The 22514-nt window shown below is 63.6% G+C and carries 22 protein-coding genes and 1 other RNA gene; 17 read left to right on the top strand and 6 right to left on the bottom strand.

The genetic code is table 11. The features are described from left to right. Nucleotides 1-18 precede the first annotated feature (18 nt). Together Q0J57_RS01110 and rbr are read left to right on the top strand one after the other, a co-directional pair. Entirely contained in the window at nt 19-1047 is a 1029-nt protein-coding gene (locus Q0J57_RS01110; protein ID WP_297215945.1) for a bifunctional methionine sulfoxide reductase B/A protein, read from the top strand. Between the two features lie 81 nt (nt 1048-1128). Continuing rightward, nucleotides 1129-1704 (top strand): rubrerythrin, encoded by a 576-nt coding sequence (gene rbr, locus Q0J57_RS01105; RefSeq protein WP_297215942.1) that lies wholly within the window; start codon nt 1129-1131, stop codon nt 1702-1704. A 327-nt stretch (nt 1705-2031) separates the two neighbouring features. Here the strand turns inward: rbr and Q0J57_RS01100 are convergent, their stop codons facing one another. From Q0J57_RS01100 to Q0J57_RS01090, 3 genes are all read right to left on the bottom strand, one after another. Further along, the gene (locus tag Q0J57_RS01100) at nt 2032-2703 is read right to left on the bottom strand and encodes an adenylate kinase (protein ID WP_297216779.1); all 672 of its coding nucleotides are present in this window, start codon (nt 2701-2703) and stop codon (nt 2032-2034) included. A gap of 140 nt (nt 2704-2843) precedes the next feature. Beyond that, nucleotides 2844-6194 carry an AsmA-like C-terminal region-containing protein gene (locus Q0J57_RS01095; protein ID WP_297215939.1) on the bottom strand — a complete coding sequence of 1117 codons (3351 nt, stop codon included), beginning with the start codon at nt 6192-6194 and terminating at the stop codon, nt 2844-2846. A 124-nt stretch (nt 6195-6318) separates the two neighbouring features. Further along, on the bottom strand, nt 6319-6648 hold the full coding sequence (locus tag Q0J57_RS01090) for a hypothetical protein (RefSeq protein WP_297215936.1): 330 nt from the start codon (nt 6646-6648) through the stop codon (nt 6319-6321). A gap of 132 nt (nt 6649-6780) precedes the next feature. Here Q0J57_RS01090 and Q0J57_RS01085 point away from each other — a divergent pair, with 132 nt between their 5' ends. Further along, the gene (locus Q0J57_RS01085; RefSeq protein WP_297215933.1) at nt 6781-8145 is read left to right on the top strand and encodes a radical SAM protein; all 1365 of its coding nucleotides are present in this window, start codon (nt 6781-6783) and stop codon (nt 8143-8145) included. A 229-nt stretch (nt 8146-8374) separates the two neighbouring features. Further along, nucleotides 8375-8821 (top strand): flavodoxin, encoded by a 447-nt coding sequence (locus Q0J57_RS01080; protein ID WP_297215931.1) that lies wholly within the window; start codon nt 8375-8377, stop codon nt 8819-8821. 282 nt (nt 8822-9103) lie between these two features. Here Q0J57_RS01080 and Q0J57_RS01075 read toward each other — a convergent pair whose 3' ends face one another. After that, complete coding sequence (locus Q0J57_RS01075) at nt 9104-9796, bottom strand: helix-turn-helix transcriptional regulator (RefSeq protein WP_297215928.1); 693 nt, start codon at nt 9794-9796, stop codon at nt 9104-9106. 248 nt (nt 9797-10044) lie between these two features. Between Q0J57_RS01075 and Q0J57_RS01070 the strand changes: the two genes are divergently transcribed. The 6 genes from Q0J57_RS01070 (at nt 10045) to rny (ending at nt 14655) form a co-directional block, all read left to right on the top strand. Beyond that, nucleotides 10045-10284: a molecular chaperone DnaJ gene (locus Q0J57_RS01070; protein WP_297215925.1), complete on the top strand. Its 240-nt coding sequence runs from the start codon at nt 10045-10047 to the stop codon at nt 10282-10284. A 345-nt stretch (nt 10285-10629) separates the two neighbouring features. Next, entirely contained in the window at nt 10630-11985 is a 1356-nt protein-coding gene (gene glmU, locus Q0J57_RS01065; RefSeq protein WP_297215921.1) for a bifunctional UDP-N-acetylglucosamine diphosphorylase/glucosamine-1-phosphate N-acetyltransferase GlmU, read from the top strand. 133 nt (nt 11986-12118) lie between these two features. After that, nucleotides 12119-12370, top strand: a complete 252-nt coding sequence (locus Q0J57_RS01060) for a cell division protein ZapB (protein WP_297215918.1) — start codon at nt 12119-12121, stop codon at nt 12368-12370. Then, complete coding sequence (zapA, locus tag Q0J57_RS01055) at nt 12367-12648, top strand: cell division protein ZapA (RefSeq protein WP_297215915.1); 282 nt, start codon at nt 12367-12369, stop codon at nt 12646-12648. Before Q0J57_RS01060 ends, zapA begins: the two co-directional genes overlap by 4 nt. Next, nucleotides 12647-12825: non-coding RNA, 6S RNA (gene ssrS / locus Q0J57_RS01050), on the top strand. The genes zapA and ssrS overlap by 2 nt, the downstream gene beginning before the upstream one ends. Before the next feature lie 270 nt (nt 12826-13095). Then, nucleotides 13096-14655, top strand: a complete 1560-nt coding sequence (gene rny, locus Q0J57_RS01045; RefSeq protein ID WP_297215913.1) for a ribonuclease Y — start codon at nt 13096-13098, stop codon at nt 14653-14655. 266 nt (nt 14656-14921) lie between these two features. On the opposite strand, the gene pdxT is transcribed toward rny, so the two are convergent. Both pdxT and pdxS read right to left on the bottom strand, forming a co-directional pair. Beyond that, nucleotides 14922-15515, bottom strand: coding sequence for a pyridoxal 5'-phosphate synthase glutaminase subunit PdxT (pdxT, locus tag Q0J57_RS01040; RefSeq protein ID WP_297215911.1), 594 nt, complete (start codon nt 15513-15515; stop codon nt 14922-14924). Further along, nucleotides 15515-16396, bottom strand: a complete 882-nt coding sequence (gene pdxS / locus Q0J57_RS01035) for a pyridoxal 5'-phosphate synthase lyase subunit PdxS (protein ID WP_297215907.1) — start codon at nt 16394-16396, stop codon at nt 15515-15517. Before pdxS ends, pdxT begins: the two co-directional genes overlap by 1 nt. A gap of 254 nt (nt 16397-16650) precedes the next feature. On the opposite strand from pdxS, the gene Q0J57_RS01030 reads away from it, so the two are divergent. The 7 genes from Q0J57_RS01030 to ilvC all read left to right on the top strand — a co-directional run bounded on the left by Q0J57_RS01030 (nt 16651) and on the right by ilvC (nt 22381). Next, on the top strand, nt 16651-17577 hold the full coding sequence (locus tag Q0J57_RS01030) for a hypothetical protein (protein WP_297215904.1): 927 nt from the start codon (nt 16651-16653) through the stop codon (nt 17575-17577). Continuing rightward, nucleotides 17574-18221 (top strand): HAD-IA family hydrolase, encoded by a 648-nt coding sequence (locus Q0J57_RS01025; protein ID WP_297215901.1) that lies wholly within the window; start codon nt 17574-17576, stop codon nt 18219-18221. The genes Q0J57_RS01030 and Q0J57_RS01025 overlap by 4 nt, the downstream gene beginning before the upstream one ends. Before the next feature lie 2 nt (nt 18222-18223). After that, nucleotides 18224-18526: a YggT family protein gene (locus Q0J57_RS01020; protein WP_297215898.1), complete on the top strand. Its 303-nt coding sequence runs from the start codon at nt 18224-18226 to the stop codon at nt 18524-18526. Between the two features lie 49 nt (nt 18527-18575). Further along, complete coding sequence (locus tag Q0J57_RS01015) at nt 18576-18806, top strand: YdcH family protein (RefSeq protein WP_297215895.1); 231 nt, start codon at nt 18576-18578, stop codon at nt 18804-18806. Nucleotides 18807-18826: 20 nt separating this feature from the next. Then, entirely contained in the window at nt 18827-20518 is a 1692-nt protein-coding gene (gene ilvB, locus Q0J57_RS01010) for a biosynthetic-type acetolactate synthase large subunit (protein WP_297215892.1), read from the top strand. A 145-nt stretch (nt 20519-20663) separates the two neighbouring features. Continuing rightward, entirely contained in the window at nt 20664-21155 is a 492-nt protein-coding gene (gene ilvN / locus Q0J57_RS01005; RefSeq protein WP_297215889.1) for an acetolactate synthase small subunit, read from the top strand. A 224-nt stretch (nt 21156-21379) separates the two neighbouring features. Continuing rightward, a complete protein-coding gene (gene ilvC, locus Q0J57_RS01000; protein WP_297215886.1) occupies nt 21380-22381 on the top strand; it encodes a ketol-acid reductoisomerase in 1002 nt (333 codons plus the stop codon). The last annotated feature ends 133 nt before the right edge of the window (nt 22382-22514 follow it).

The following is a 22514-nucleotide window of genomic DNA, read 5'->3' as shown; positions in this document are numbered from 1 at the left end:
AAAACATAGGAGAATACTATGAAATTGACCAGTTCTCCCCGTATGTGGCAGAAAGGACTTCTGTCGCTGGCTCTGCTGGCCGGAATCCTGTGCAGTGCTTTTTCCGTGGAGGCCCGCATGACCGAACCCTCTCCCATGCCGCCCCTGTCGTCCCAGGAAGCGGACGTTCTGTTGCGCAAGGCAACGGAAGCGCCCTTCAGCGGCAAATACTATCATCATGACAAACCGGGCACCTATCTTTGCCGTCAGTGCGGCATGCCCCTCTACAGCAGCCGGGACAAGTTTGCCTCCGGCTGCGGCTGGCCCAGTTTTGATGCAGAGCTGCCTGGCGCCGTGCGCCGTCTGCCTGATGCCGACGGGCAGCGGACGGAAATTGTCTGCGCCCACTGCGGCGGTCACCTGGGGCACGTGTTCGAGGGAGAAGGATTTACGGAAAAGAATACGCGCCACTGCGTCAATTCGCTGTCCATGGCCTTTGTGGATGCCGGCAGCCCGGAGGAAAAGGCGGCCTTTGCCCGGCGGGAAGCAGCGGCCTGCACGGCCACGGCCATTGTGGCCGGGGGCTGCTTCTGGGGCGTCGAGGATGCCTTTGAACACCTGCCCGGCGTCTGCTCGGCGGTTTCCGGCTATACCGGCGGCACGGTGCCTTCCCCCACATATGAGGATGTCTGCACCGGCCGGACCGGCCATGCCGAGGCGGTGCTCATCCGGTACGATCCGTCAAAGATCAGCTATGCGCAGATATTGCGGCGTTTTTTTGAAATCCATGATCCCACGCAGCTGAATCGCCAGGGACCCGACGTGGGCACCCAGTACCGTTCGGCCATTTTCTATGCCAATGCCCAGGAGAAGGCCGTGGCCGAAGGGCTGATAGCGCGACTGAAGGAGCTGGGCTATGCGGTGCAGACCCGTCTGGAAAAGGCGGCTCCCTTCTACGAGGCCGAGGACTGGCACCAGAACTTCACGGCCCGTACCGGTCGCGGTGGCTGCCATGTGCCAGTACCGCGCTTTGCGCAGCGGGCAGACGGCAGTCCGGTAAACGAGTAAAAAAAGGCTTGACCTTTTTATCAGGAATATTTACTGCTATTTTGCTAACGACAACAAGACGGCCCAGCCGCAGGAGGAACCATGAAGTCTCTTAAGGGAACTCAGACCGAAAAGAATATCCTCACCGCTTTTGCCGGGGAATCACAGGCCCGTAACCGTTATGACTTCTTTGCCGGCGCGGCCAAGAAGGACGGCTTTGCCCTGGTGAGCGACATTTTCACGGAAACGGCCCTGCAGGAAAAGGAGCATGCCAAGCGCCTGTTCAAATTCCTGGAAGGGGGCGAAGTGGAAATCGCGGCCGCTTTCCCGGCCGGCATCATTGGCGACAGCCATGCCAATCTGCTGGCCTCTGCGGCAGGTGAAAATCATGAACACACGGAAATGTATCCTTCCTTTGCCGCCACGGCCGAAAAGGAAGGCTTCAGCGAGGTGGCTGCCGTCATGCGCAATATTGCCGTGGCCGAAGCCTACCACGAGCGCCGCTTCCTGGCCCTGGCCCGCGACATCAAGGAAGGTCGCATGTTCCTGCGCGAAAAGCCGGTGATCTGGCGCTGCCGCAACTGCGGCTGCCTGGTGGAAGGCACCTCCGCGCCGGATGTGTGCCCGGCCTGTGCCCATCCCAAGGCCTACTTTGAAGAGCTGCATTACAGCTTCTAATCCGGCAGCTCTCCGGCGGTGAGGCATCTTTTCAGCACGATGCTTCCCGCGCCCGTATTTGCCGGGGCTTGTCCCCTCTCTCCCCGGCAACGTGTTCCGGCTGCGACATGGCAGGGACAGCCCATGCCACGGAACGGAACCCATACCAGAAAAAAGGGCGGAACCCAGCGGTTCCGCCCTTTTGTCATTGTGGGAGTGGTGCGGCATCGATGATGCGTTTGCCCGTAATACCGCGCCTCGTTCACGCGCACGCAGGGGTGCGGGGAAGGAACGCCGTGCGCGCTGGCACAGGACAGACCTCCCCACGGGCTGCCTGCGGGGCGCAGCCTAGTGCAGGCGGGAAAGCAGCGTTTCCTTGATGGCGTCGATGCTGCCCGAACCGTCCAGCTCGATATAGGTGGTCTTGCCCTCGTCGGCCAGTTTCTTGAAGAAGTGGGCCGCGGCCAGGGTGCCGTCCACGTCATTGTAGTAAATGTCATGGCGCTTGTTGATGGCGGCCTCGTCCTGGTCGTCGCTGCGCACCGTGAGTTCCCCGCCACAGACGCGGCAGACATTGCCAGCGGGCTTGATGGCATCGATATAGATATTGTTGGGATGGTTGTTGTTGTTCTTGCAGAGGCGGCGGCCCATGATGCGGTTTTTGGCCGTTTCGCGGGCAAGCTGGATTTCAATGACGTAGTCCAGCTTCAGACCTTCCTGCTGCAGGGCTTCCCACAGCTTTTCGGCCTGCACCATATTGCGGGGAAAACCGTCCAGCAGCCAGCCGTCCTTGCCCCGGGTCTTGAGGGTTTCCAGCACCATGGGGATGGTGATGTCGTCAGGCACAAGGTCGCCGCGGTCAATGTAGGCCTTGGCCTTCTTGCCCAGTTCCGTTCCTCCGCCGATGTGTTCGCGGAAGATGGCGCCGGATTCAATGTGGGCCAGATGGTACTTCTGCTTGACCAGATCGCCCTGCGTGCCCTTGCCGCTGCCGTTGGGGCCGAAAATAAGAATGTTCATCATGTACTCCTTGAGCGGAACGCGCCTTTCGGACGTGGTGTGCTCTGGCGGCGCCGTTGCGCACGGATGTTGAAGATATGCCTCACGGAGTACCCCGACAGGCCTACGCTGTCAACGCCCGGCGGGGAAGGGGCACTGCCTCAGCGCAGGATGCGCCAGGTGCCTTCCAGCAGGCCGCCGATGATGTCGATGAGTCCCTGTGTAATGCCGGAAAGGGCATAGAGCAGAACCGTGCCGGCGCCGATGCTGGTCTGGGGCTGATGCAGACTGCCATGCACGCGCACGGGAATGTCGCTCAGTCTGGGGGTGTTCACGTGCAGCGTGCAGTCCAGCATTTCGCTGTTCAGGTCTATCCAGCCGCCGCCTGTCACATCCATTTCCTGGCTGCGCAGGGTCAGATTGCTGCTGCGGGCCACGCCGTGTTGCAGGGTGCCCGATCCGCTCACCAGGGAAAAGCGGGTGGGGCTGCCCTTGGGGCTGCCATCCTCCCGGCGATTCTGGTAGGCGCCGTCCCGCACGGTAAACTGCCAGTGCCCGTTGAGCTGCCGCGGCATCTGGCTCGAGGCCGTCAGCGCCGCACTGAGGGTGGCCCGAACCGTGGCCAGGCCGAACAGGGCGGTCTTGCCTCCGCGGGCGGCGCTGGCCGCCCCCAGATTGAAATTGTCCACCGAAAGGCTGTTTTCAAAGCGCAGGCCCCGGTCAAACTGCACATGACCTGTGCTGTGCAGGGGCGCACCGTAGAAGCGGGCCGTCACAGGGCCGTAATCCAGCCGGCCCCCGGCCAGACGGAAGGGCAGGGTTATGTCATCCAGACGCACGCGCCACGAGGCGAGCTGCGCTACCGTCAGGGAGCCTTCGGCCGAGAAGGTCTGCATGAAGCGCAGGTCCCACGGCGGTCCCTGGGGCGTGGGCGCGGCAGGGGGAATCGTGCCGCCCCGCCGGATGGCCTCGCGTTGTGCTGCCTCGGCCCGTTCCGCAGCGGCGGCGCCCTGCGGGTCCAGCAGGCGGCGCACACGGTCCAGATCAAGGCGGGGGGTGTGCAGCTGGAGTTGCAGATGCGGCGGATTGCGCCATGCCACACGGCACTGTCCGCTGAGGGCCGTATCCAGCAGCCGGGTGGACACATTGCGCAGTTGCAGGGTCTGCGGGCTGATGTCCATATCGGCAGCAAGCTCCACGGATTTCAGGGCCGCGGGCAGCGGCGGACGTTTGCCCGTGACCAGCTCCATCGTGCGGGCCAGGTCAGGGCAGCGCAGGCTGCCCGTGCCTTGCAGGCTGAGGGCCTTGTCCGCGGTCAGCCGCAGGGAGCCGGCATAGGCGGCATCCAGCGCCCGCAGCCGGGCCTGTTCCAGGCGCAGGCCGGGGGGGCTGGCCTGGGCGCTCAGCTGGCCGTCCGCCGTCAGTTCCAGACCATGCGGCAGCGAAAACAGCCCTGCGTCCGCCGTCAGACGCAGCCGGGTCCGGGCATCGTCCAGCGCCAGGAGGGGGCGCCCCCCCAGCCAGAGTATGCCGTCAAGGCGCGCGCTGCCCGCATAGCCCTGTCCGGTCTGGGCAAGGGTCCAGGCACCGTCAAGTCCTGCCCGGCCCTGTTTCCAGCGTCCGTTGTGCAGGTCCAGGTCCAGGGTCAGGCTGCTGAAGCGTTGCAGGGCAGAGGGGGCGGCACGCAGGCTGCCGCCGGTGGCGCGCAGGCCCGCCTTCCCCGACAGGTTGGTCATGAAGGCGGGAATGCTGCTGCCGCGGCTGTGCACATCCACCGTGGCGGCAAGGCGGCCGTCGCGCAGGGGCAGCAGAGGAAGACGCTTGCCCAGCGCTGCCGCCTGTATGTCCCTGGCTTGCAGAGCAATGTCGAATTCGGTCTTGTCGGGGCCGCCGCCGATGACTGCCTGGCCGCGGATGCTGCCGGCGCAAGTGGTGGTCTGCACGTCGATATTGGCCCTTCCGCGTCCTGTGGAGGCCGGTTTGCCCGGTGTGATGACCACCTGTGCCTGGTGCAGGTCCAGCGGGCCGTACTGCACGGCATCGGCGCCCAGGCGGATGTCGTAGCCCAGATTGTCCGTGCCTCCTGCCGTTGTGGCCGCGGCATCCGGCGGCGGAGACGGCGGCAGACTGTGCTGCCGGGCAGGGTCCCAGGCCTCGGGGCGGGGATCAAAGGAGGTCAGCGGGGCATAAGCATAGCGGGGGGCGTCCGGCAGCTGGCCCACGGATTCCGGGATGGCCCGGCCCAGCGACACCTGCGGGGCATGCAGGTCCAGGGCCACCACCGGCTGTTTCCAGCTGGCCACGCCGCCGGTGCCGGAAAAGGCGCTGCCCGCCGCCGTGGCCGCCACATGGGGCGCCCGCAGGCCTTGAGCGTCCAGCTGAAAACGCACGCTGACTCCGGTGAGATCATCCAGTGCCCATTGCAGGCCCGGCGCCAGGTCTCGCGCAAAGCCCAGCCAGCGGGTCAGGCTCAGGTGCTGCATGCGCAGGGTACCGTCCAGGCGGGGACCGTTTTCCGTCTGGAGATGCAGCGTGCCGTTGAAGACGCCGCTGTCCTGGTCCAGGGCCAGCTGGAGATCGTGCAGCGTGAGGGGGGCATCCTTGGCCGGAGGCCGAAGCATGCGCCCTGCCAGGGACAGGGGGATGGCCTGCCCGTTTTGTATAAGGCTGCCGTGGAGGCGGGCGTGCAGGCTGCGCTGCCCGTCATGCTGCTGCCAGCGCAGTTCGCTGTTCAGCTGGCGCAGCCAGTGGCCGCAGGACAGGCTGCCCAGCAGCGAGATGTCCGCAGGCTGTTGCAGGGGGGCCTGGAGGTTGCCCTGGCCGTGCATGCGCACGGCGCGCGCCGCAAGCTGGGGAAGGCCTTCCCGGTCGTGCAGGGTCAGATTGCCCCAGGACAGCTGCCCCTTCAGGCTGCCGTCCCTGTGCAGGCGCAGGGAGCAGTCCAGGTTGTCCAGCACCAGGCGGCTGCCGTCCCCGGCCCGGAGATCGGCATGGCCCTGCCGGATGTCCAGGGTACAGGACCAGGGCAGGGCAGGCAGCGGGGAGGCGGCGGCTGCCGGGGCCGGCGGCAGCGCAAGCAGACTTTCCAGGGGCAGGCTGCCCTCTACCTGGGGCCGCAGCAGCTCCACATGGCCGGGGGCCAGATCGCCCGTAAGCAGGGCGGAAAAGTCCGGGCGCAGGGTGGCATAGGCCACCTGGACGGAACCGGTCCTGCCGCTAAGGCGCAGATGGCTCACTGTTGCCGAGGGAACGGGCAGCAGGATCACGTCCACGGAGGAGGCGGCAACCTGCATGCCCGTGGCGCTGGCAATGCTCGCCAGGACCTTGTCGGTGAAGTCCTGCTGGTGGCGTTGCAGCAGCAGAAAGAGCGCCACCAGCAGGACGGCTGCCAGCAGAAGGCCGAGAATGCAGAGTCGTGCCGCCATGCGCAGGCCTGACAGCAGGCGGGTGCGGCGGGGGCTTGCTTGACGCTGGCAGGCGTCAGACGCTAGGGTGGCGCGATCTTGCTGCATGTTCGTGGAAGGGCGGGCCTGTCCCGCATAGTGCGGAAGGCAGGCACGGAGCGGGCTTTCCTCTTGTCAAAAAAAGCCTGCGCGAAGGAGTTCGGCAGGCAGAAAGGCGGGACGCGGCGGCGTGTCAGCGCGCCACGGCCCCACGAGAAAGATTTTCGTCAGGATCAAAGTGCAGATCAAGGCCGGGGTCCACGGCCGGCGTGCGGGGGGCAGGCGCCGGTGCATCAAAGCTCAGGCGCAGCAGCGGGTCCTGCCGGGAGGCATCCGCCCCGTCCCGGGACGAGGCCGTGGGCTGCTCGTCCGGGCAGCCCACGCTGCGTTCCAGCCGCGATTCCAGGGCGCGCAGCAGCAGGCGCGTCTGCGCATGTTCTTCGCGCAGGGTCTGGCACATTTTTTCCTGGTTGCGCAGCATGTAGAAAAACATGCCCAGCATGCCCAGAAAACAGAGAAACATGAAAAGCATCAAGGAAAGCATGGCGGCCTCTGTGGCGCAGGATTCCGCCGCTGTCCGGCAATGCGCAGGCAGCGGCGGGAGCGTTGCTGTCACATCTATATACTTTCAGTCCCAGCGGGGCAAGGATGATTTATGGCACAGCATATCCAGCCGCATATGGTCATGGCCGACAGTCAGGGCAATATTTATGATGATCCCGATCTGCTCATGGTTTGCCGGCGTGGGGCGCAGTGGGGCGTGCCCAGACCCGACGAACTCATGCCCCTGCCCGAGGAAAGCGAGCTTTTTCTGCTGCCGGGACGTCAGGCCGTGGGGCTGGACCCGGAATCCGGCGAGATTGTGACCAGCCCGGATGTGGCGGTGGCGGCTTTTGCCGCGCCTGCGCATACCCTGTCGGCACATCCGGCTTATGTTTCCGCCGACGATGCACCTCTGCTGCCCCTGTTTGCCTACGGTGCCGTGGGTTTTGCCCGCGGGCGCTTCTATATCTGTGCCCGCCGGGTGGATGATGACCAGCGGCAGCAGTTCCGCAAGGTGCCGCGTGCCCGCATCGAAAAGAATGTGCGCGAGCTGCTGCGGCGCTTTCCCAAGAACCGCCTGGTGCGGCATATCCTGCAAAACTGCGTCATGCGCTATGACTGCCCGGCGGCGCGCAATTTTGCCCTGGGGCGCTTCGAGGCCCCGCTGCCGTCCTCCCGTTCCTGCAATGCCCGCTGCGTGGGCTGCATTTCCGAGCAGGACAAGGACTCTCCCGTGGCAGTGACCCCGCAGTGCCGGCTGGCCTTTGTGCCCACACCGGACGAACTGGTGGAGGTCATGCGCTTTCACCAGAGCCGCGAGACCGTCTGCCCGGTCTATTCCTTCGGCCAGGGCTGCGAGGGCGACCCCCTCATGAATCCCGACCTGCTGGTGGAAAGCGTCAGGCGCTTTCGCGCCGAGGGCGGACACGGCACGGTGAACTGCAATACCAATGCCTCGCGCCCGGAGGCCGTGGCGCGTCTGGCCGAGGCCGGCTTCAGCAGCATCCGCGTGAGTCTCAACAGCAGCCGGCCGGACCTCTACCAGCGCTATTACCGCCCCCACGGCTATGACTTTGCGGACGTGCGCCGCTCCATGGAAATTGCCCGGCGCGACGGTCTGTGGGTTTCCCTCAATCTGCTGTTCTTCCCCGGCATCACGGACAGCGAGGCGGAGCTGGCCTCCCTGGTGGAGCTGGTGACGCACTGCGGGGTGAGCATGATCCAGTGGCGCAATCTGAACATTGACCCCGAATGGTACCTGCGGCTCATGGCAGGGCTGGACGACTCGCCCAGCATGGGGCTGGGCGCCTTCATGAAGCGCCTGCACCGGGCCTGTCCGTGGCTGCGCTTCGGCTATTTCAATCCCTACGTGGGTGACAGGGCGCAGCTCACCGCCCCGTTGCCCGGCGAGGCCCAGGTGCCGCAGGTTCACTGCCAGGACCTGCCGGACCCGGCCGGGGACGGAACAGACGCCTGAGCGCGCCGGGCGGCGCGTTTTCGTTCTGCCGGGGCAGGCTGCCGTATGCTGGCGGTATCTTGGCCCCCGCAGGGCGGCTGCCGGGGCCTGCCGTGGGCGACCGCCTGGCGCGCCGCGGGGCAGTGCGCTTTTTCTTGACGCCGGGGCGCAGGCCGTGTAGATATGCTTTGAAAGTGAAATTCATTTTCTACATAGACACACAACCGGCCTTGCGCCAAAGGAGTTCAGCATGAGCAGGATTCTCATCGTCTACGGGTCAAGCACCGGCAATACGGAAGGCATCGCGCAGAAGCTGCGGGACTATCTGACGGCAGCCGGCCACGAGGTGGACCTGCGCAACGCGGCGGAGGTTTCCGCTCCCGGTCTGGCAGACGGCTTTGATGCCGTGCTGCTGGGTTGCTCCGCCTGGGGTATGGAAGAGCTGGAACTGCAGGACGATTTTGCGCCGCTCTTTGCCGAAATGGACAGCATGGGCCTGGCAGGGCGAAAGCTGGCGGCCTTTGCCTCCGGCGACAGCAGCTACGAGCACTTTTGCGGCGCCGTGGATGCCATCGAGGCCCGCGGGCGCGAGCTGGGCGCCATCATCATGACCGAAGGTCTCAAGGTGGATGGCGATGTTTCGTCAGCCCCGGATGATGTGAAGGCCTTTGCCGAGGCGGTGCAGCAGCAGCTCTAGCCCCGTGGTCCCCCGGTCGGTCCGGGCCTGTTTCCTGTGGAAGCGCTCCGGGGGCGCTTCCACAACGCATGCCGCATGCCCGGACCGCTACCCCCCGTGTGCGGGAAGCACCGTAGCGCGGGGTGCCCGCTGCCGGCAGGGGGGCAGGAAATCCCGCATGGCCGCTGCACCGGTGCCGACAGCAAAAAAATGGACCGCACCGGGCAGGAGAGGGACGTCCGGCACGGTCCGTGCGGGGGCAGGAAAGGGCGGCCAGACGGCCGGCGGGCCTGGTCAGCGGGCCTATTTGTATTCGCGGCCGGACCAGAGCACCCGGCCGATGACCCGGAACTGGTCGGCACAGTCGCCGCGCAGGTCCAGGGTTACGGGCGGGTAGGCCGGATTGACGCTGCGCAGGATGACCTGGCCCGGCAGCTTGTCGATCCGCTTGATATAGATGGCATCCTCAAAGCCGACGGCATAGAGGCGCCCCGGGGTGATCTCCTTCTGGCCCTGATCCAGCAGCACCAGGTCATTGTCAAAGATTTCCGGCTCCATGCTGTCTCCGGAAACGCGCATGAGCACCATGCGCTTGGGATTGCCCTTGCGGTGCAGAAAGTCGCTGCGGAAGGCATGGCCGCCGCCGCGCTCGCTGCTCACCTCCATGCTGCCGGTTCCGGCAGAAAGGCGGGCCTCCACCAGCGGCACCGTGATCATGTCCACGCTGTCCGCCGGGGCCGTGGCCTCCGGCGGCAGACCGTCCCGGCCGGCGGGCAGAAACATGGGGCCTTTGCCAAAAAAGAGCCAGTGGGCATTGCAGCCCGTTTTTTCGGCACAGAGCTGAACCCAGGAGGGCGGTACCTCGCCCCGCCGCCGCGCCCCGTGGACGGACTGGGGGCTGATGTCCAGTGCGCGGGCCAGTTCAGCGTCGCTGTGGGCATTGAGGGCACGCATGAGGCGTGCAATCATGTCGGTAAAAGCCGGTGAAGCAGACATGGTACCTCCTTTGTCACCCTCCGTTTATCAACAAAAAATTTAGATAGCAAGTTTTTTGTTTGCATCGCGGGCACTCTATCCGTGTTTTGTGTGGTGCGCTGACAACGTCAGGCGAGGGACACTGCCGCGCGGACAGGCAGATGCCCGGTTGACGGCGGAAGGGGGGCCAGTCTACCGTGATACGGCCGTCATCTTTCCCCATCCGGCAGACGGCCATGGCCGTATGGCTCTTTCTCAGGAGAAAACAGATGAGTACCTGTCCCCAGTGTGAAGGTGTGGGTCGCGTGACCTGCGGCGTATGCTGGAACCATCAGCTGCGCGTCCGTTGTCCCGAATGTCTTGGTGCCGGTACGGTGAAAACCGAAACAGGCGAGGAAACCTGTCCCCGCTGCGGCGGACGGACCACCATTCTGCCCGGCAGCTGCTTCCGCTGCGGGAACAATGTGCCCTGCCCCGTGTGTCACGGCAGCGGCGTTGTTCCCGACTAGCCTCTGCCGGCACAGCAGATACGTTCCGGGAGGAGACCGCGCTGCCGGTGTCAGCGGGTCTCCTCCGCTCTCCCAGGCCCTTTTCCGCAGGGCTGACGTATTGTCCGCCCGCTTCAGGGAAGGAGCGGCCCCCTTGTCCGGGCTGGTCAAGTGTTTTTCGGGCGGGGCGGCCCGCCGGCAGCGCTGCCGCGCTGCGCCTGCCGCTTCGGAGGCTGCCTGTGTGCCCCTGGCAGCGTCCTGTCTGTGGCGGAGTTTTCGCGCATTCTTCACCTGTTTGTCGCTTGCCTTGGCCGGGGGAGGTGACTATCGTATCGCCCACATATTCCGAGAAGAAGGAGAATGATCATGCCCAAAGAGGCAGCTCTCATACTGGCGGCGGGCAAGGGAACCCGCATGCATTCGCTGCGTCCCAAGGTTTTGCAGACCCTGCTGGGGGAAACCATGCTGTGCCATGTGCGCGAGGCCCTGCGCCCGGTCTTTGGCGATGACGTGTGGATCGTGGTGGGCCACGGGGCGGACATGGTGCGGGAAGCCTTTCCCCAGGAGCATTTTGTGCAGCAGGAAGAGCAGCTCGGTACCGGCCATGCCCTGCAAACGGCCATGCCGTCCCTGGAGGCCGCCGGGGTGGACCGCCTGCTGGTGGTCAATGGGGATACGCCGCTGCTGACGGCGGAGGTGGTGCGCCACTTCCTGCAGGGGGCGGGGCATGCCCCGCTGGCCTTTGCCACCATTTCCCTGGATGATCCGGCCGCCTACGGCCGCGTGGTGCGCCATGACGACGGCAGCGTGCAGGCCATTGTGGAGGCCAAGGATTATGATCTGGAGCGCTATGGCGCTGCCACGGGCGAAGTGAATGCGGGCATGTATCTTCTGGATATGGCCTGTGCCCGTGCCCTGCTGCCCCGCATCACCAATGCCAACCGCAGCGGGGAATACTACATCACCGATCTGGTGGGGCTGGCCGTCAGCGAGGGCATGCAGGTCGTGGGGGTGCAGTGCGGCAACGACACCAGCCTGCTGGGCATCAATTCTCCCCTGGAGCTGGCCGCCTGCGAGCGCCTCATGCAGGACATGGTGAACCAGCGGCTCATGGCGTCCGGGGTCATGCTGCACGCGCCGGAAAGCGTGCGCATCAGCCCGCTGGCCCAGGTGGAACCCGGGGCGGAAATCACCGGTCCCTGCGAAATTTACGGCGCCTCCTTTGTGGGCAGCAATGCCCGCATTGCCTCCCACTGCGTCCTTGACAACAGCCGGGTGGAAGGGGGCGCGCAGCTGCGTCCCTTCTGCCATCTGGAAAAGGCCCATGTGGGGCCGCAGGCCCTGGTAGGCCCCTATGCCCGCCTGCGCCCCGGCGCGGAACTGGAAGAAGGCTCCCATGTGGGCAATTTCGTGGAGCTGAAGAAAACCCGCCTGGGAAAGGGCGCCAAGGCCAATCATCTTTCCTATCTGGGCGACAGCGTCATCGGCGCCCATGCCAATATCGGGGCAGGCACCATTACCTGTAATTACGACGGGCAGCACAAGTACCAGACGCACATCGGCGAGCGGGCCTTCATCGGCAGCAATACGGCCCTGGTGGCCCCCGTGCGGGTGGGGGACGGCGCCCTGGTGGGGGCCGGTTCGGTCATCACCAAGGATGTCCCCGACAAGACCATGGGCATAGCCCGTGGCCGGCAGAAAAATCTGCCCCGCCGCGGCTAGGCAGGCAGCATTCCGGCATACAGGGGGAAGGGCGCAGGCCCTTCCCCTTTTTGTTTGTCCGGGGAAGCGCTTTTCGGCAGAAGGCTCTGCCGGTGTCTTGCCTTCATTCCGCCACAATGCTATACAAAAAACCATGGAAGTTCTCGAACAGCTTGAAGTCCGGGTTTCGGAAATGCTGCGCAAACTGGATGCCCTGGTGGCAGAACGGAAGCGCCTGCAGGAAGAACGGGAACAGGCTGTACGGGACAAGGAAGCTCTGGAAGTGGAGAATCATGCGCTGCTGGAGGCTCTTGCCCAGGAAAAGGCCCTGCGGGCTGAAGTCCTGCAACGTCTGGACGCCCTGCTGCGGGCCGTGGAAGAGCATGACAGCACCAGCGTAGAATGAGCCAGGGAAATGTGCACAGGCTGACCATTCTGGGGCGGGAGATCGCCTTTCGCCCGGGAGCGGACATGGAACGCATCCAGGCGACCATCGATCTGCTGGAAGAACGGTACGCCGACTTGAAACTGAGGTCCCACGGCGCGCAGAGCAAGGATATTTTGCTGACGTTCCTTGCCCTTGGGCTGGCGGATGATTTACTGCAAGCGCAGAAAAAGCAGGAGGATGTGCAGAATCGCATCCAGAACCTGCTTACGCAAATAGAAGAGTCGCAACCTCTTTAATTCCCTGGGGTGTGCGTGATTTATGTCTCGGTGCTGACCTTACAAGCATAAAAAAAGGGAGTCTACCCGTTTCCGGTGTGCAAGCCTGCAAAGGGAAGCCTGAAGGAAACGACGCGGCACCCACCCTGGGAGACCAGGTTCTGCACCGAAGTCATGACACGGCTCCTTGGGGAAATTTGTCCCGGCAGTGCCGGGTGTGCCTTGTCGTGCGCCCTTTCGGGCGCATTTTTGCCTGCCCCCTTTTTCGCCGTGGTCGGGAGCATGTTCCGAGAAAAATGCTCCGGCCAGCTCACGATTGCCCGCCGTGCAGGCGCTCTGCCGAGCGCCCTGTACTGTTGCGGGTATCGTTTCGTTTGCCGCCGTGGCGCGAAGAACGAATGGTTCCAGCTGACCGCCGCGCAGGAACGCGACGTTTTGACGGCAGGGCCGTCACATATCGGGGGGGTTATGGATAGTATGGCTGTGGTAATGATTGTTCTGGCGCTGGCGGCTGGTGGAGCCATCGGGATTTTTTTCCAGCAGCGTGCCACGACCAGACGCATCGGCGATGCCGAAGACCTGGCCAGGCGCATTGTGGAAGAGGCCCGCAAGGAAGCCCAGGCGCAGAAAAAGGAAATTCTCCTGCAGGGGCAGGACGATCTCTATAATCAGAAGCGCGAACTGGAAAACGAATTCAAGGAGCGGGAGCGCGAAGCCAAGCTGCGCGAGCGCAAGCTGGAGGAAATGGGCACCCGCTTGGAAGAAAAGCTGGAAAAGGCCACCGCCAGGGAACACGAGCTGCTGGCCAGCGAAAAGGACCTGGCCCGCAAGGAACGCCAGCTGGCGGAAAACGAGGAATATCTCCAGACGCGCATCGAGGAACAGGAAAATCGCCTGGCCGAAATTGCCGGCCTCACGGCCGAGGAGGCCCGCGAACGCCTGCTGGCCGAAGTGGAGGCCCGCACCCGCCACGAATCCGCCCGCATGATCCGCCAGATCGAGACGGAAGCCAGGGAAACGGCGGACCGCAAGGCCAAGGAAATCCTGTGCAATGTGATCCAGCGCTATGCCGGCGACTATGTGAACGAACAGACCGTCACAGCCGTCAGCCTGCCCAGCGAAGACATGAAGGGCCGCATCATCGGCCGGGAAGGGCGCAATATCCGTGCCCTGGAGGCGGCCACCGGCGTTGACCTCATCATTGACGACACGCCGGAAACGGTCATTCTTTCCGCTTACAGCCCGCTGCGGCGCCAGGTGGCCAAGATGGCCCTGGAGCGCCTCATCCAGGACGGCCGCATCCATCCCGCCCGTATTGAGGATGTGGTGCAGAAATGCGAGCAGGAACTGGACGCCCAGGTGCGCGAGGTGGGCGAACAGGCCACCTTTGATGCCGGCGTGCACGGTATCCATCCCGAAATCGTGCGCCTGCTGGGGCAGCTGCGTTACCGGACATCCTTTACGCAGAACGTCCTGCAGCATTCGCTGGAAGTGTCTGCCCTGTGCGGCATGATGGCCGCCGAACTGGGCATGGACGTGAAAAAGGCCAAACGCGCCGGCCTGCTGCATGATATCGGCAAGGCCGTGGACCATGAGGTGGAAGGCCCCCACGCCATCATCGGTGCGGACATTGCCAAGAAGTACAATGAAAGCAAGGAAATCGTGCACGCCATTGCCGCACATCACGAGGATCAGCGGCCGTCCACGGCGCTGGCCGTGCTGGTGCAGGCGGCGGACTCCATTTCCGGGGCACGGCCAGGCGCCCGCAAGGAACTGCTGGAAAATTACGTCAAGCGCCTGGAAGACCTGGAAAATATTGCCAATTCCTTTGAAGGCGTCTCCAAGGCCTATGCCATTCAGGCCGGTCGCGAAATCCGCGTCATGGTCAATCCCGAAAGCGTGGACGACGATGCCACCTATTTGCTCTGCAAGGACATTGCGGACAAGATCGAGAAGAACCTGACCTATCCGGGACAGATTCGGGTGACGGTCATCCGGGAGCGCCGGGCTTCCGGCTTTGCCAAGTAGGGTACCGGCACGCAGGCAGGAAGCATCGGGCGCCGTTCCGCAGGGAACGGCGCCCGTTTTTTTTTATTGTGGTGATGAATTGATACGGACCGGCCGGACTGATGCGGACAGGTGGACTGGCACGGACCGGCATGAACCGGCACGGGCAGGGGGCCAGCGTGCCGCCGCATGCGCCGCGAACGGCCGGGGAGCGGCCGGACCGTCTTCCGTCCGGGCCGCAGCGGATGCGCGGCCCTGCGGGGGCCTGGACCGCTCCCCGGCGGCGGCTAGGCGGCCACCATTTGCAGGAAGCTGGCGTGCAGGCGCGTGTCCGGCGTCAGTTCAGGGTGAAAGGACGTGGCCAGAATGTTCCCCTGCCGCACGGCCACGATGCTGTGCCCTGTACCGCCATGGCGGCACATGTCCTCGCGGGCCAGCACCTCCACCTGCGGGCCTACGGCCGTGATGAGGGGCGCCCGGATGAAGACCGCCTGCAACGGGGCATCCAGGCCCTTGACGTGCAGCAGGGTTTCAAAGCTGTCCACCTGCCGGCCGAAGGCATTGCGGCGCACCGTGGCGTCCAGCAGACCGATGCGCGGCTGGTCCGATGCCTCGATGTTCCGGCAGAGCAGGATCAGGCCGGCGCAGCTGCCGTAAACCGGCATGCCGCCGGCAATGCGCTGCCGCAGCGGTTCCATCATGTCCAGGGCCAGCAGAAGCCGGCCCATGGTGGTACTTTCGCCACCGGGGATAACCAGGGCATCCACGCCGTCCAGATGACGGCGCTGGCGCAGCTCGCGGACATCGGCGCCCAGCTGCCGCAGTACCCGGACATGCTCGCGGAAGGCCCCCTGCAGGGCCAGTACGCCTATGCAGGCCATTACCAGCCCCGTTCCTGCATGCGCTGTTCCGCCGGAATGGCACTGATGTCAATGCCGACCATGGGTTCGCCGAGGTCCTTGGAAATCTCGGCCAGCAGGGCATAGTCCTGGTAATTGGTCACGGCCTGGACAATGGCTCTGGCCCGCCGGGCCGGATCGCCGGACTTGAAGATGCCGGAGCCCACAAAAACGCCGTCGCAGCCCAGCTGCATCATGAGCGCCGCATCGGCCGGGGTGGCAATGCCCCCGGCGGCAAAGTTCACCACGGGCAGACGGCCCTGGCTGCGCACCAGCTGGCAGATTTCCAGGGGCGCTCCCATTTCCTTGGCGTAGTTGGGCACCTCGTCCTCGGGCAGCACGCACAGGCGGCGGATGTCGTCCAGTACCTGGCGGCAGTGGCGCACGGCCTCGATGACGTTGCCGGTGCCCGGTTCGCCCTTGGTGCGGATCATGGCTGCGCCTTCGGCAATGCGGCGCAGGGCCTCGCCCAGGTTGCGGCAGCCGCACACAAAGGGCACGGTGAAGTCCCGCTTGTTGATGTGGTAGCGGTCATCGGCCGGGGTAAGCACCTCGCTTTCGTCAATGTAGTCCACGCCCAGGGCTTCCAGAATGCGGGCTTCCACAAAATGCCCGATGCGCGCCTTGGCCATGACCGGAATGGTGACCGCCTGCATGATGCGCTCTACCACGGTGGGATCCGCCATGCGGGCCACGCCGCCGGCGGCGCGGATGTCCGCCGGCACCCGTTCCAGGGCCATGACGGCGCAGGCGCCGGCCTCCTGGGCAATGACGGCCTGTTCGGGGGTGGTAACGTCCATGATCACGCCGCCCTTGAGCATTTCGGCCAGACCGGTCTTGAGGCGAAGGGTTCCCTGTTCCATGTGCATTGCTCCAATTCCTTAGTATAATAGTATGATTCAAGGGGGCCGGACGCCATCGGTGATGGCGCCCGGCCGGCCATGTCCAGAAGCCTGCTGCCCGGGCAGACAACGGCAATGCCGGAGGCTACAGACTGCCGTATACACGGCTGCACACTTTTTGACAAGATTTTTTGAAAAAAAGGGGAAAACATTTGCCGGCTTGCTTTTGGCGATGGTCATGGCTATCTTTGTGAGCAGCAAAGGAACTGACCGCAATGCCTTCTTTTCTTCTTCGCCTGCCTGCCGTGCGCGGGCCGCTTGATGCCACGTCGCCGGCGGCGCTGGCCGCCGTGCCCCGCCTCTGGCCTGGACTGCCCCTGAGCATGCGGGCGCCTTCTCGTCTTGCCCTGGGGCGGAACCGCTGGCTGGAAACGCCTGCCCCGCAGGGGCCGTGGTTCACGCCGCCCCACCTGCCCTATACTCCTGAAGAGGCGGCTGCCTGCCTGGAAGACATGCGCCGCCTGGGCCAGGCCGCGCTTTCCGGCGTACCGCTGGAAACGCTGGGCCAGCTGGCCGGGCGCGAGGACGCGCTGCGCCGGCAGAGCGAGGCCGCGGCGCGACAGGCCTTTGCCGCATGCGGCGGCGGGGAGGACGGGGCAGCACACGCTGCCCGGGCGGCGGAGCAGGCAGAGCAGGAGGAACTGACCCGCGCAGCCCAGCGCATGCTGCTCTGGAGCTGGTTGCAGGAGGAACGCCTGGCGGAGATGGCGGCGCTGGACCGTCACATGCGCGCCGGGCAGGACGCGCTGGCCGCCATGCTGGGCGAAGCGGCAGAGGACGCCGAAGTGCCGGCTATGGCCGCCCGCCTGCCGGGGCATGGCCCCGGCGCGGAAGCCGCTGCGCTGGATGCGGCGGACATGTCCCTGTTGCCGCCGTGGGAGCGTGTGCTGGATGCGGCGGCCGTCTTTCTGCCGGAAGGGGCCGTGCTGCTGGCCGAAGGGGCCATGCGGCAGGCGCTGCTGGAACGGGAGGACCTGCGCCCCCTGACGGCTGCGGAGCAGGCGCTTTTTCCCGCAGACGGGCCGGCGCTGTGCGGGGTACGCGCCCCGTTGTGGCAGCTGTTGCGGCGGCCGCGTGCGCTGCGCTGCCGTGTCCACTGGCAGCGGGAATTTCTGCTGGTCACATGGGGGCGGGAGGCATGAACGCCTTTCCCGGAAGACTCCGGGGGGTCATTTTCGACTGTGACGGGGTCATCATCGATTCCTGCGCCACCAACGGCATTTTCTACAATCGCATTCTGGCCTATTTCGGCCTGCCGCCCATGACGCCGGAACAGGAGCAGTATTGCTTCATGGCCACGGCGCTGGAGTCGCTGCGCTATCTGCTGCCGCCGGAGCTGCACAGCCAGATTGACTATGTGACACGCCACGTGGTCAACTATCAGCGGGACATCATGCCGCTGCTGGTGCTGTATCCGGGCTTTCGCGACATGGCCCTGTGGCTGCACGGCCATGGTGTGCGCATGGCGGTGGATACCAACCGCACACAGAAAGGCATAGAAAGGGTTCTGGACATTTTTGGTATGTCTCCCTATTTTAATCCTGTAGTCGGGGCAGATAGGGGAATGCCTCCCAAGCCCTGCCCGGACGGGGCAAAGTATATCCTCAAGCAGTGGGGGCTGGCGCCGGAAGCCGTGCTTTTTGTGGGCGACAGCCAGCATGATCGCGATGCCGCCGTGGGGGCGGGCATTCCCTTTGCCGCTTTTGGAAACAGGAGCCTGTCCGGTGATGTGGTGGCGGCAGACTATGCCGCCCTGCGCGAGATTCTCGGACCGAGCGTGGAGTAAGCATGTTTTTGTTGCAAAATATCATTGTTGCCGTTGCCAGCCTGCTGGGAACGCTGCTCAATCTGTATTTCTGGGTCGTGATTGTGGCCACTGTGGTGACGTGGGTGCGTCCCGATCCGTATAACCCCGTGGTGCGCGCCCTGCGTGTCATGACGGAACCTGTTTTTTACCGTGTCCGCAAATGGATGCCCTTTACCTACTGCCGGGGGCTGGACTTTTCCCCGGTGGTGGTGCTTCTGGCCATCCAGCTCTTTAATCAGATTGTGGTGCGTTCGCTTGTGCAGTACGCCGCCACTCTGGCATGAGCACTATGGCGCCCACGGGCGCAGAACCCTGTAACACTGGAGATTTCTTATGGATCAGCATGAAATTGAACTGCTCGAGAAGATGGCCCCCACTGATCCGGAGCTGAAATCCCTCTGGGAAGACCACGTGCTGTACGAAAAGCAGGTGGAAAAGCTGGAAGCCAAGGCCTATCGTACGCCCACCGAAGATCAGACCCTCAAGCAGCTGAAGAAGCAGAAGCTGGAAGGCAAGACCAAACTCATGGAATTGCTTGATAAATATCGCGCGGCAAACAACTAGCGCGCAGGAGCCTTATTGATATGGAACTCACAGGTGCACAGATTCTCCTTGAATCCTTGAAAAAGGAAGGCGTGGATGTGCTGTTCGGCTATCCGGGCGGTGCTGTTCTTGACATCTATGACGAGCTGCCACGCCACCCTGAGCTAAAGCACATTCTGGTACGGCATGAGCAAGGGGCTGTGCATGCGGCCGATGGCTATGCCCGTGCGTCCGGCAAGGTCGGCGTCTGTCTGGTAACGTCCGGACCCGGCGCCACCAATACCGTGACGGGCATAGCCACGGCCTACTGTGATTCCATTCCGCTGGTGGTGCTCACCGGGCAGGTGCCCACCAAACTCATCGGCAATGATGCCTTTCAGGAAGTGGACATCGTGGGCATCACCCGGCCGTGCACCAAACACAATTTTTTGGTCAAGGACATCCGCAAGCTGGCCAAGACCATCCGCCAGGCCTTTTATCTGGCCCGTTCCGGGCGGCCCGGCCCCGTGCTGGTGGACCTGCCCAAGGATGTCATGCAGGCCCATGCCGAATTTGTCTGGCCCGAAGACATCTACATGCGCAGCTACAATCCCACCTACAAGCCCAATCTGAATCAGCTGCGCCGGGCCATGGAGGTTCTGGCCCAGGCCCGTCGTCCCCTCATTCTGGCCGGCGGCGGGGTCATCATGGCCGATGCCGCCACGGTGCTGGGCGAGCTGGCCCACGAGATGCATGTGCCCGTGGCCTGCACACTCATGGGGCTGGGCGGCTTTCCGGCCACAGATGCCCTGTGGCTGGGGATGGTGGGCATGCACGGTTCCTATGCCGCCAATATGGCCATCAATAATGCCGATGTGCTGCTCTGCGTGGGGGCGCGCTTCGATGACCGCGTCACAGGCAAGATTTCGGCCTTTGCCTCGCATGCGCGCATTATCCACATCGACATTGACCCCACCTCCATCCGCAAGAATGTGGAAGTGCATGTTCCCGTGGTGGGGGACTGCCGTCAGGCCCTGTCCGGCATGCTGGAAATCGCCCGCAGCAAGATGGCCAATGTGGACTGGGCCGGGGAGCATGCCGTCTGGTTGCAGACGGCCGAGCAGTGGAAGGAAAGCAAGCCCCTCTGCTATCATCCCAACGACCATATCAAGCCGCAGCACGTCATCGAGGAACTGTACCAGCTCACCAAGGGTGAAGCCATTGTTACCACCGAGGTGGGCCAGAATCAGATGTGGGCGGCGCAGTTCTATTCCTTTACCCGGCCGCGTACCCTGCTGACCAGCGGCGGCCTGGGCACCATGGGCTACGGCTTTCCGGCCGCCATCGGGGCACAGTGTGCCTTCCCCGACAAAAAGGTCATTGCCGTGGCCGGTGACGGTTCCATTCAGATGAATATTCAGGAACTGGCCACCGTGGTGCAGTACAGACTGCCCATCAAGGTCATCATTCTCAACAATCGCTACCTTGGCATGGTGCGCCAGTGGCAGGAACTGTTCTACAACCATAACTACAGCTTCACCAATATGGAGGCCCAGCCCGATTTCGTCAGGCTGGCCGAGGCCTACGGGGCCGAAGGCTACCGCATCACCGATCCGGCGCAGCTGCATGCCGTGCTGGAAACGGCCCTCAATTCGCCCAATCCGGCCTTTGTGGACATATCCGTGGAGCGTGAAGAAAACGTCTATCCCATGGTGCCCGCCGGGGCAGCCCTGGATGAGATGCTCCTGGTCTAGGGTATCTGCTGTGAAAACATGCTGTTTTTGCGGGGGCGGAAGCCGCCGCACGTCCCCCGTGGCGGAAAGGTCCAGCCTTTCCCGCGCGGGGTGGCGCAGCCATTGAAACCCTGTTTCAATGCCAATCTGCTCTGGGAGGAGCGCCATGGAACGACATGTGCTTTCTGTGCTGGTGGAAAATGAACCCGGTGTGCTTTCGCGGGTGGCCGGCCTGTTCAGCGGACGCGGCTTCAACATTGATTCCCTCAACGTGGCGCCCACGCTGGAGGAAGGCGTTTCGCACATGACCATCACCACCTACGGTGACAGTCAGATTCTGGAGCAGATCATGAAGCAGCTCCACAAGATCGTTTCTGTCATCAAGGTCATGGATTATGCCGGCATTCCGGCCGTGGAACGCGAGATGATGTTTGTGAAGGTGCAGGCCGAAGGCGCCATGCGCGGAGAAATCCTGCGCACGGTGGAGATTTTCCGCTGCAAGGTCATTGACGTGAGCGCCACGGAAATGACCATTGAGGCCACCGGCGATCATGACAAGCTGGAAGCCATCATCAGCATGCTGCACCGCTTCGGCATCAAGGAGCTGGCCCGTACCGGCTCCGTGGCCATGCGCCGGGCCAAGCGGCAGATGGACTGAGACGCCGCCGGATACCACAGCGGCATTGCGGCGGGGGAGCACATCCTTTTGGGAAAGGAGGCTCTCCCCCGTTTTGCTTTTGCCGGAAAATGGCCCCCGGCACGGCGGGCGGGCAGATCTGCCGCAAGTTATTCCGAGCACGAGACTTGACTTTTTGGCGGAACCGGCACAACAATTTTTTTCCCGCTTCATGCGGAGTTTCACAACGACAGAAGGAAACCACTATGAAAGTCTACTATGATCAGGATGCGGACCTCAATGTCCTCAAGGGCAAGACCGTTGCTGTCATCGGCTACGGGAGCCAGGGCCATGCCCATGCGCAGAACCTGCGCGACTCCGGTGTGAATGTGGTCGTGGGCCAGCGCCCCGGCGGTCCCAACTACGAACTGGCCAAGGAACATGGCTTCAGCCCTGTTTCTGCCTCCGAAGCGGCTGCCCAGGCCGACCTGATCATGATTCTGCTGCCCGACGAAGTGCAGGCTGCTGTCTATGAAAGCGACATCAAGCCGCATCTCAAGGCCGGCAAGGCTCTGCTCTTCGCCCATGGTTTCAACATCCACTTCAATCAGATCATCCCGCCCAAGGATGTGGATGTTTACCTCATCGCGCCCAAGGGTCCCGGCCATCTGGTGCGCCGTACCTTCACCGAAGGCGGCGGCGTGCCCTGCCTGGTGGCCATTGAACAGGACGCTTCCGGCAATGCCCTGAAGAACGCCCTGGCCTATGCCAAGGGTATCGGCGGCACCCGTTCCGGCGTCATCGAAACCTCGTTCCGCGAAGAAACGGAAACGGACCTCTTTGGCGAACAGGCCGTGCTGTGCGGCGGTATTTCCGCCCTCATCAAGGCCGGCTTTGAAACCCTGGTGGAAGCCGGCTACCAGCCCGAAATGGCCTACTTTGAGTGCATGCACGAAATGAAGCTCATTGTGGACCTCATGTATGAAGGCGGCCTCTCCCGCATGCGCTACTCCATCAGCAATACCGCTGAATATGGCGACTATGTGACCGGCCCCCGCCTGATCACCGATGAGGTGAAGAAGGAAATGAAGAACGTGCTCAAGGACATCCAGAGCGGCAAGTTTGCCCGTGACTTCATTCTGGAAGCCCGTGCCAAGTATCCCATGTTCCTCGCCACCCGCCGCAACGAAGCCAACCACCAGATCGAAAAGGTGGGCAAGGAACTGCGCGGCATGATGAGCTGGCTCAAGAAGGACAAGAAGGACTAGTTCCTTTTTCCTGATTCCGCCTGTGTAAAGACCGCCTGCATGTGCGTGCAGGCGGTCTTTTTTTTTGCGGCAATCAGTCCCGGCAGCATGGGGCAAGGGGCTTTTTGCGCGCCGGGGTCGAAGAAAAGGAGCT

The sequence above is a fragment of the uncultured Desulfovibrio sp. genome (assembly GCF_944324505.1).
Taxonomy (GTDB): domain Bacteria; phylum Desulfobacterota; class Desulfovibrionia; order Desulfovibrionales; family Desulfovibrionaceae; genus Desulfovibrio.
Note: the sequence above shows the minus strand (reverse complement) of the source record. Positions and strands in the feature narration are given on the sequence as shown.

Bases quoted from the DNA above. Each gene is read 5' to 3' on its own strand.
- Q0J57_RS01110 (WP_297215945.1), top strand. From the start codon at position 19: ATGAAATTGACCAGTTCTCCCCGTATGTGGCAGAAAGGACTTCTGTCG.
- rbr (WP_297215942.1), top strand. From the start codon at position 1,129: ATGAAGTCTCTTAAGGGAACTCAGACCGAAAAGAATATCCTCACCGCT.
- Q0J57_RS01100 (WP_297216779.1), bottom strand. From the start codon at position 2,703: ATGAACATTCTTATTTTCGGCCCCAACGGCAGCGGCAAGGGCACGCAG.
- Q0J57_RS01095 (WP_297215939.1), bottom strand. From the start codon at position 6,194: ATGCAGCAAGATCGCGCCACCCTAGCGTCTGACGCCTGCCAGCGTCAA.
- Q0J57_RS01090 (WP_297215936.1), bottom strand. From the start codon at position 6,648: ATGTTTCTCTGTTTTCTGGGCATGCTGGGCATGTTTTTCTACATGCTG.
- Q0J57_RS01085 (WP_297215933.1), top strand. From the start codon at position 6,781: ATGGCACAGCATATCCAGCCGCATATGGTCATGGCCGACAGTCAGGGC.
- Q0J57_RS01080 (WP_297215931.1), top strand. From the start codon at position 8,375: ATGAGCAGGATTCTCATCGTCTACGGGTCAAGCACCGGCAATACGGAA.
- Q0J57_RS01075 (WP_297215928.1), bottom strand. From the start codon at position 9,796: ATGTCTGCTTCACCGGCTTTTACCGACATGATTGCACGCCTCATGCGT.
- Q0J57_RS01070 (WP_297215925.1), top strand. From the start codon at position 10,045: ATGAGTACCTGTCCCCAGTGTGAAGGTGTGGGTCGCGTGACCTGCGGC.
- glmU (WP_297215921.1), top strand. From the start codon at position 10,630: ATGCCCAAAGAGGCAGCTCTCATACTGGCGGCGGGCAAGGGAACCCGC.
- Q0J57_RS01060 (WP_297215918.1), top strand. From the start codon at position 12,119: ATGGAAGTTCTCGAACAGCTTGAAGTCCGGGTTTCGGAAATGCTGCGC.
- zapA (WP_297215915.1), top strand. From the start codon at position 12,367: ATGAGCCAGGGAAATGTGCACAGGCTGACCATTCTGGGGCGGGAGATC.
- rny (WP_297215913.1), top strand. From the start codon at position 13,096: ATGGATAGTATGGCTGTGGTAATGATTGTTCTGGCGCTGGCGGCTGGT.
- pdxT (WP_297215911.1), bottom strand. From the start codon at position 15,515: ATGGCCTGCATAGGCGTACTGGCCCTGCAGGGGGCCTTCCGCGAGCAT.
- pdxS (WP_297215907.1), bottom strand. From the start codon at position 16,396: ATGGAACAGGGAACCCTTCGCCTCAAGACCGGTCTGGCCGAAATGCTC.
- Q0J57_RS01030 (WP_297215904.1), top strand. From the start codon at position 16,651: ATGCCTTCTTTTCTTCTTCGCCTGCCTGCCGTGCGCGGGCCGCTTGAT.
- Q0J57_RS01025 (WP_297215901.1), top strand. From the start codon at position 17,574: ATGAACGCCTTTCCCGGAAGACTCCGGGGGGTCATTTTCGACTGTGAC.
- Q0J57_RS01020 (WP_297215898.1), top strand. From the start codon at position 18,224: ATGTTTTTGTTGCAAAATATCATTGTTGCCGTTGCCAGCCTGCTGGGA.
- Q0J57_RS01015 (WP_297215895.1), top strand. From the start codon at position 18,576: ATGGATCAGCATGAAATTGAACTGCTCGAGAAGATGGCCCCCACTGAT.
- ilvB (WP_297215892.1), top strand. From the start codon at position 18,827: ATGGAACTCACAGGTGCACAGATTCTCCTTGAATCCTTGAAAAAGGAA.
- ilvN (WP_297215889.1), top strand. From the start codon at position 20,664: ATGGAACGACATGTGCTTTCTGTGCTGGTGGAAAATGAACCCGGTGTG.
- ilvC (WP_297215886.1), top strand. From the start codon at position 21,380: ATGAAAGTCTACTATGATCAGGATGCGGACCTCAATGTCCTCAAGGGC.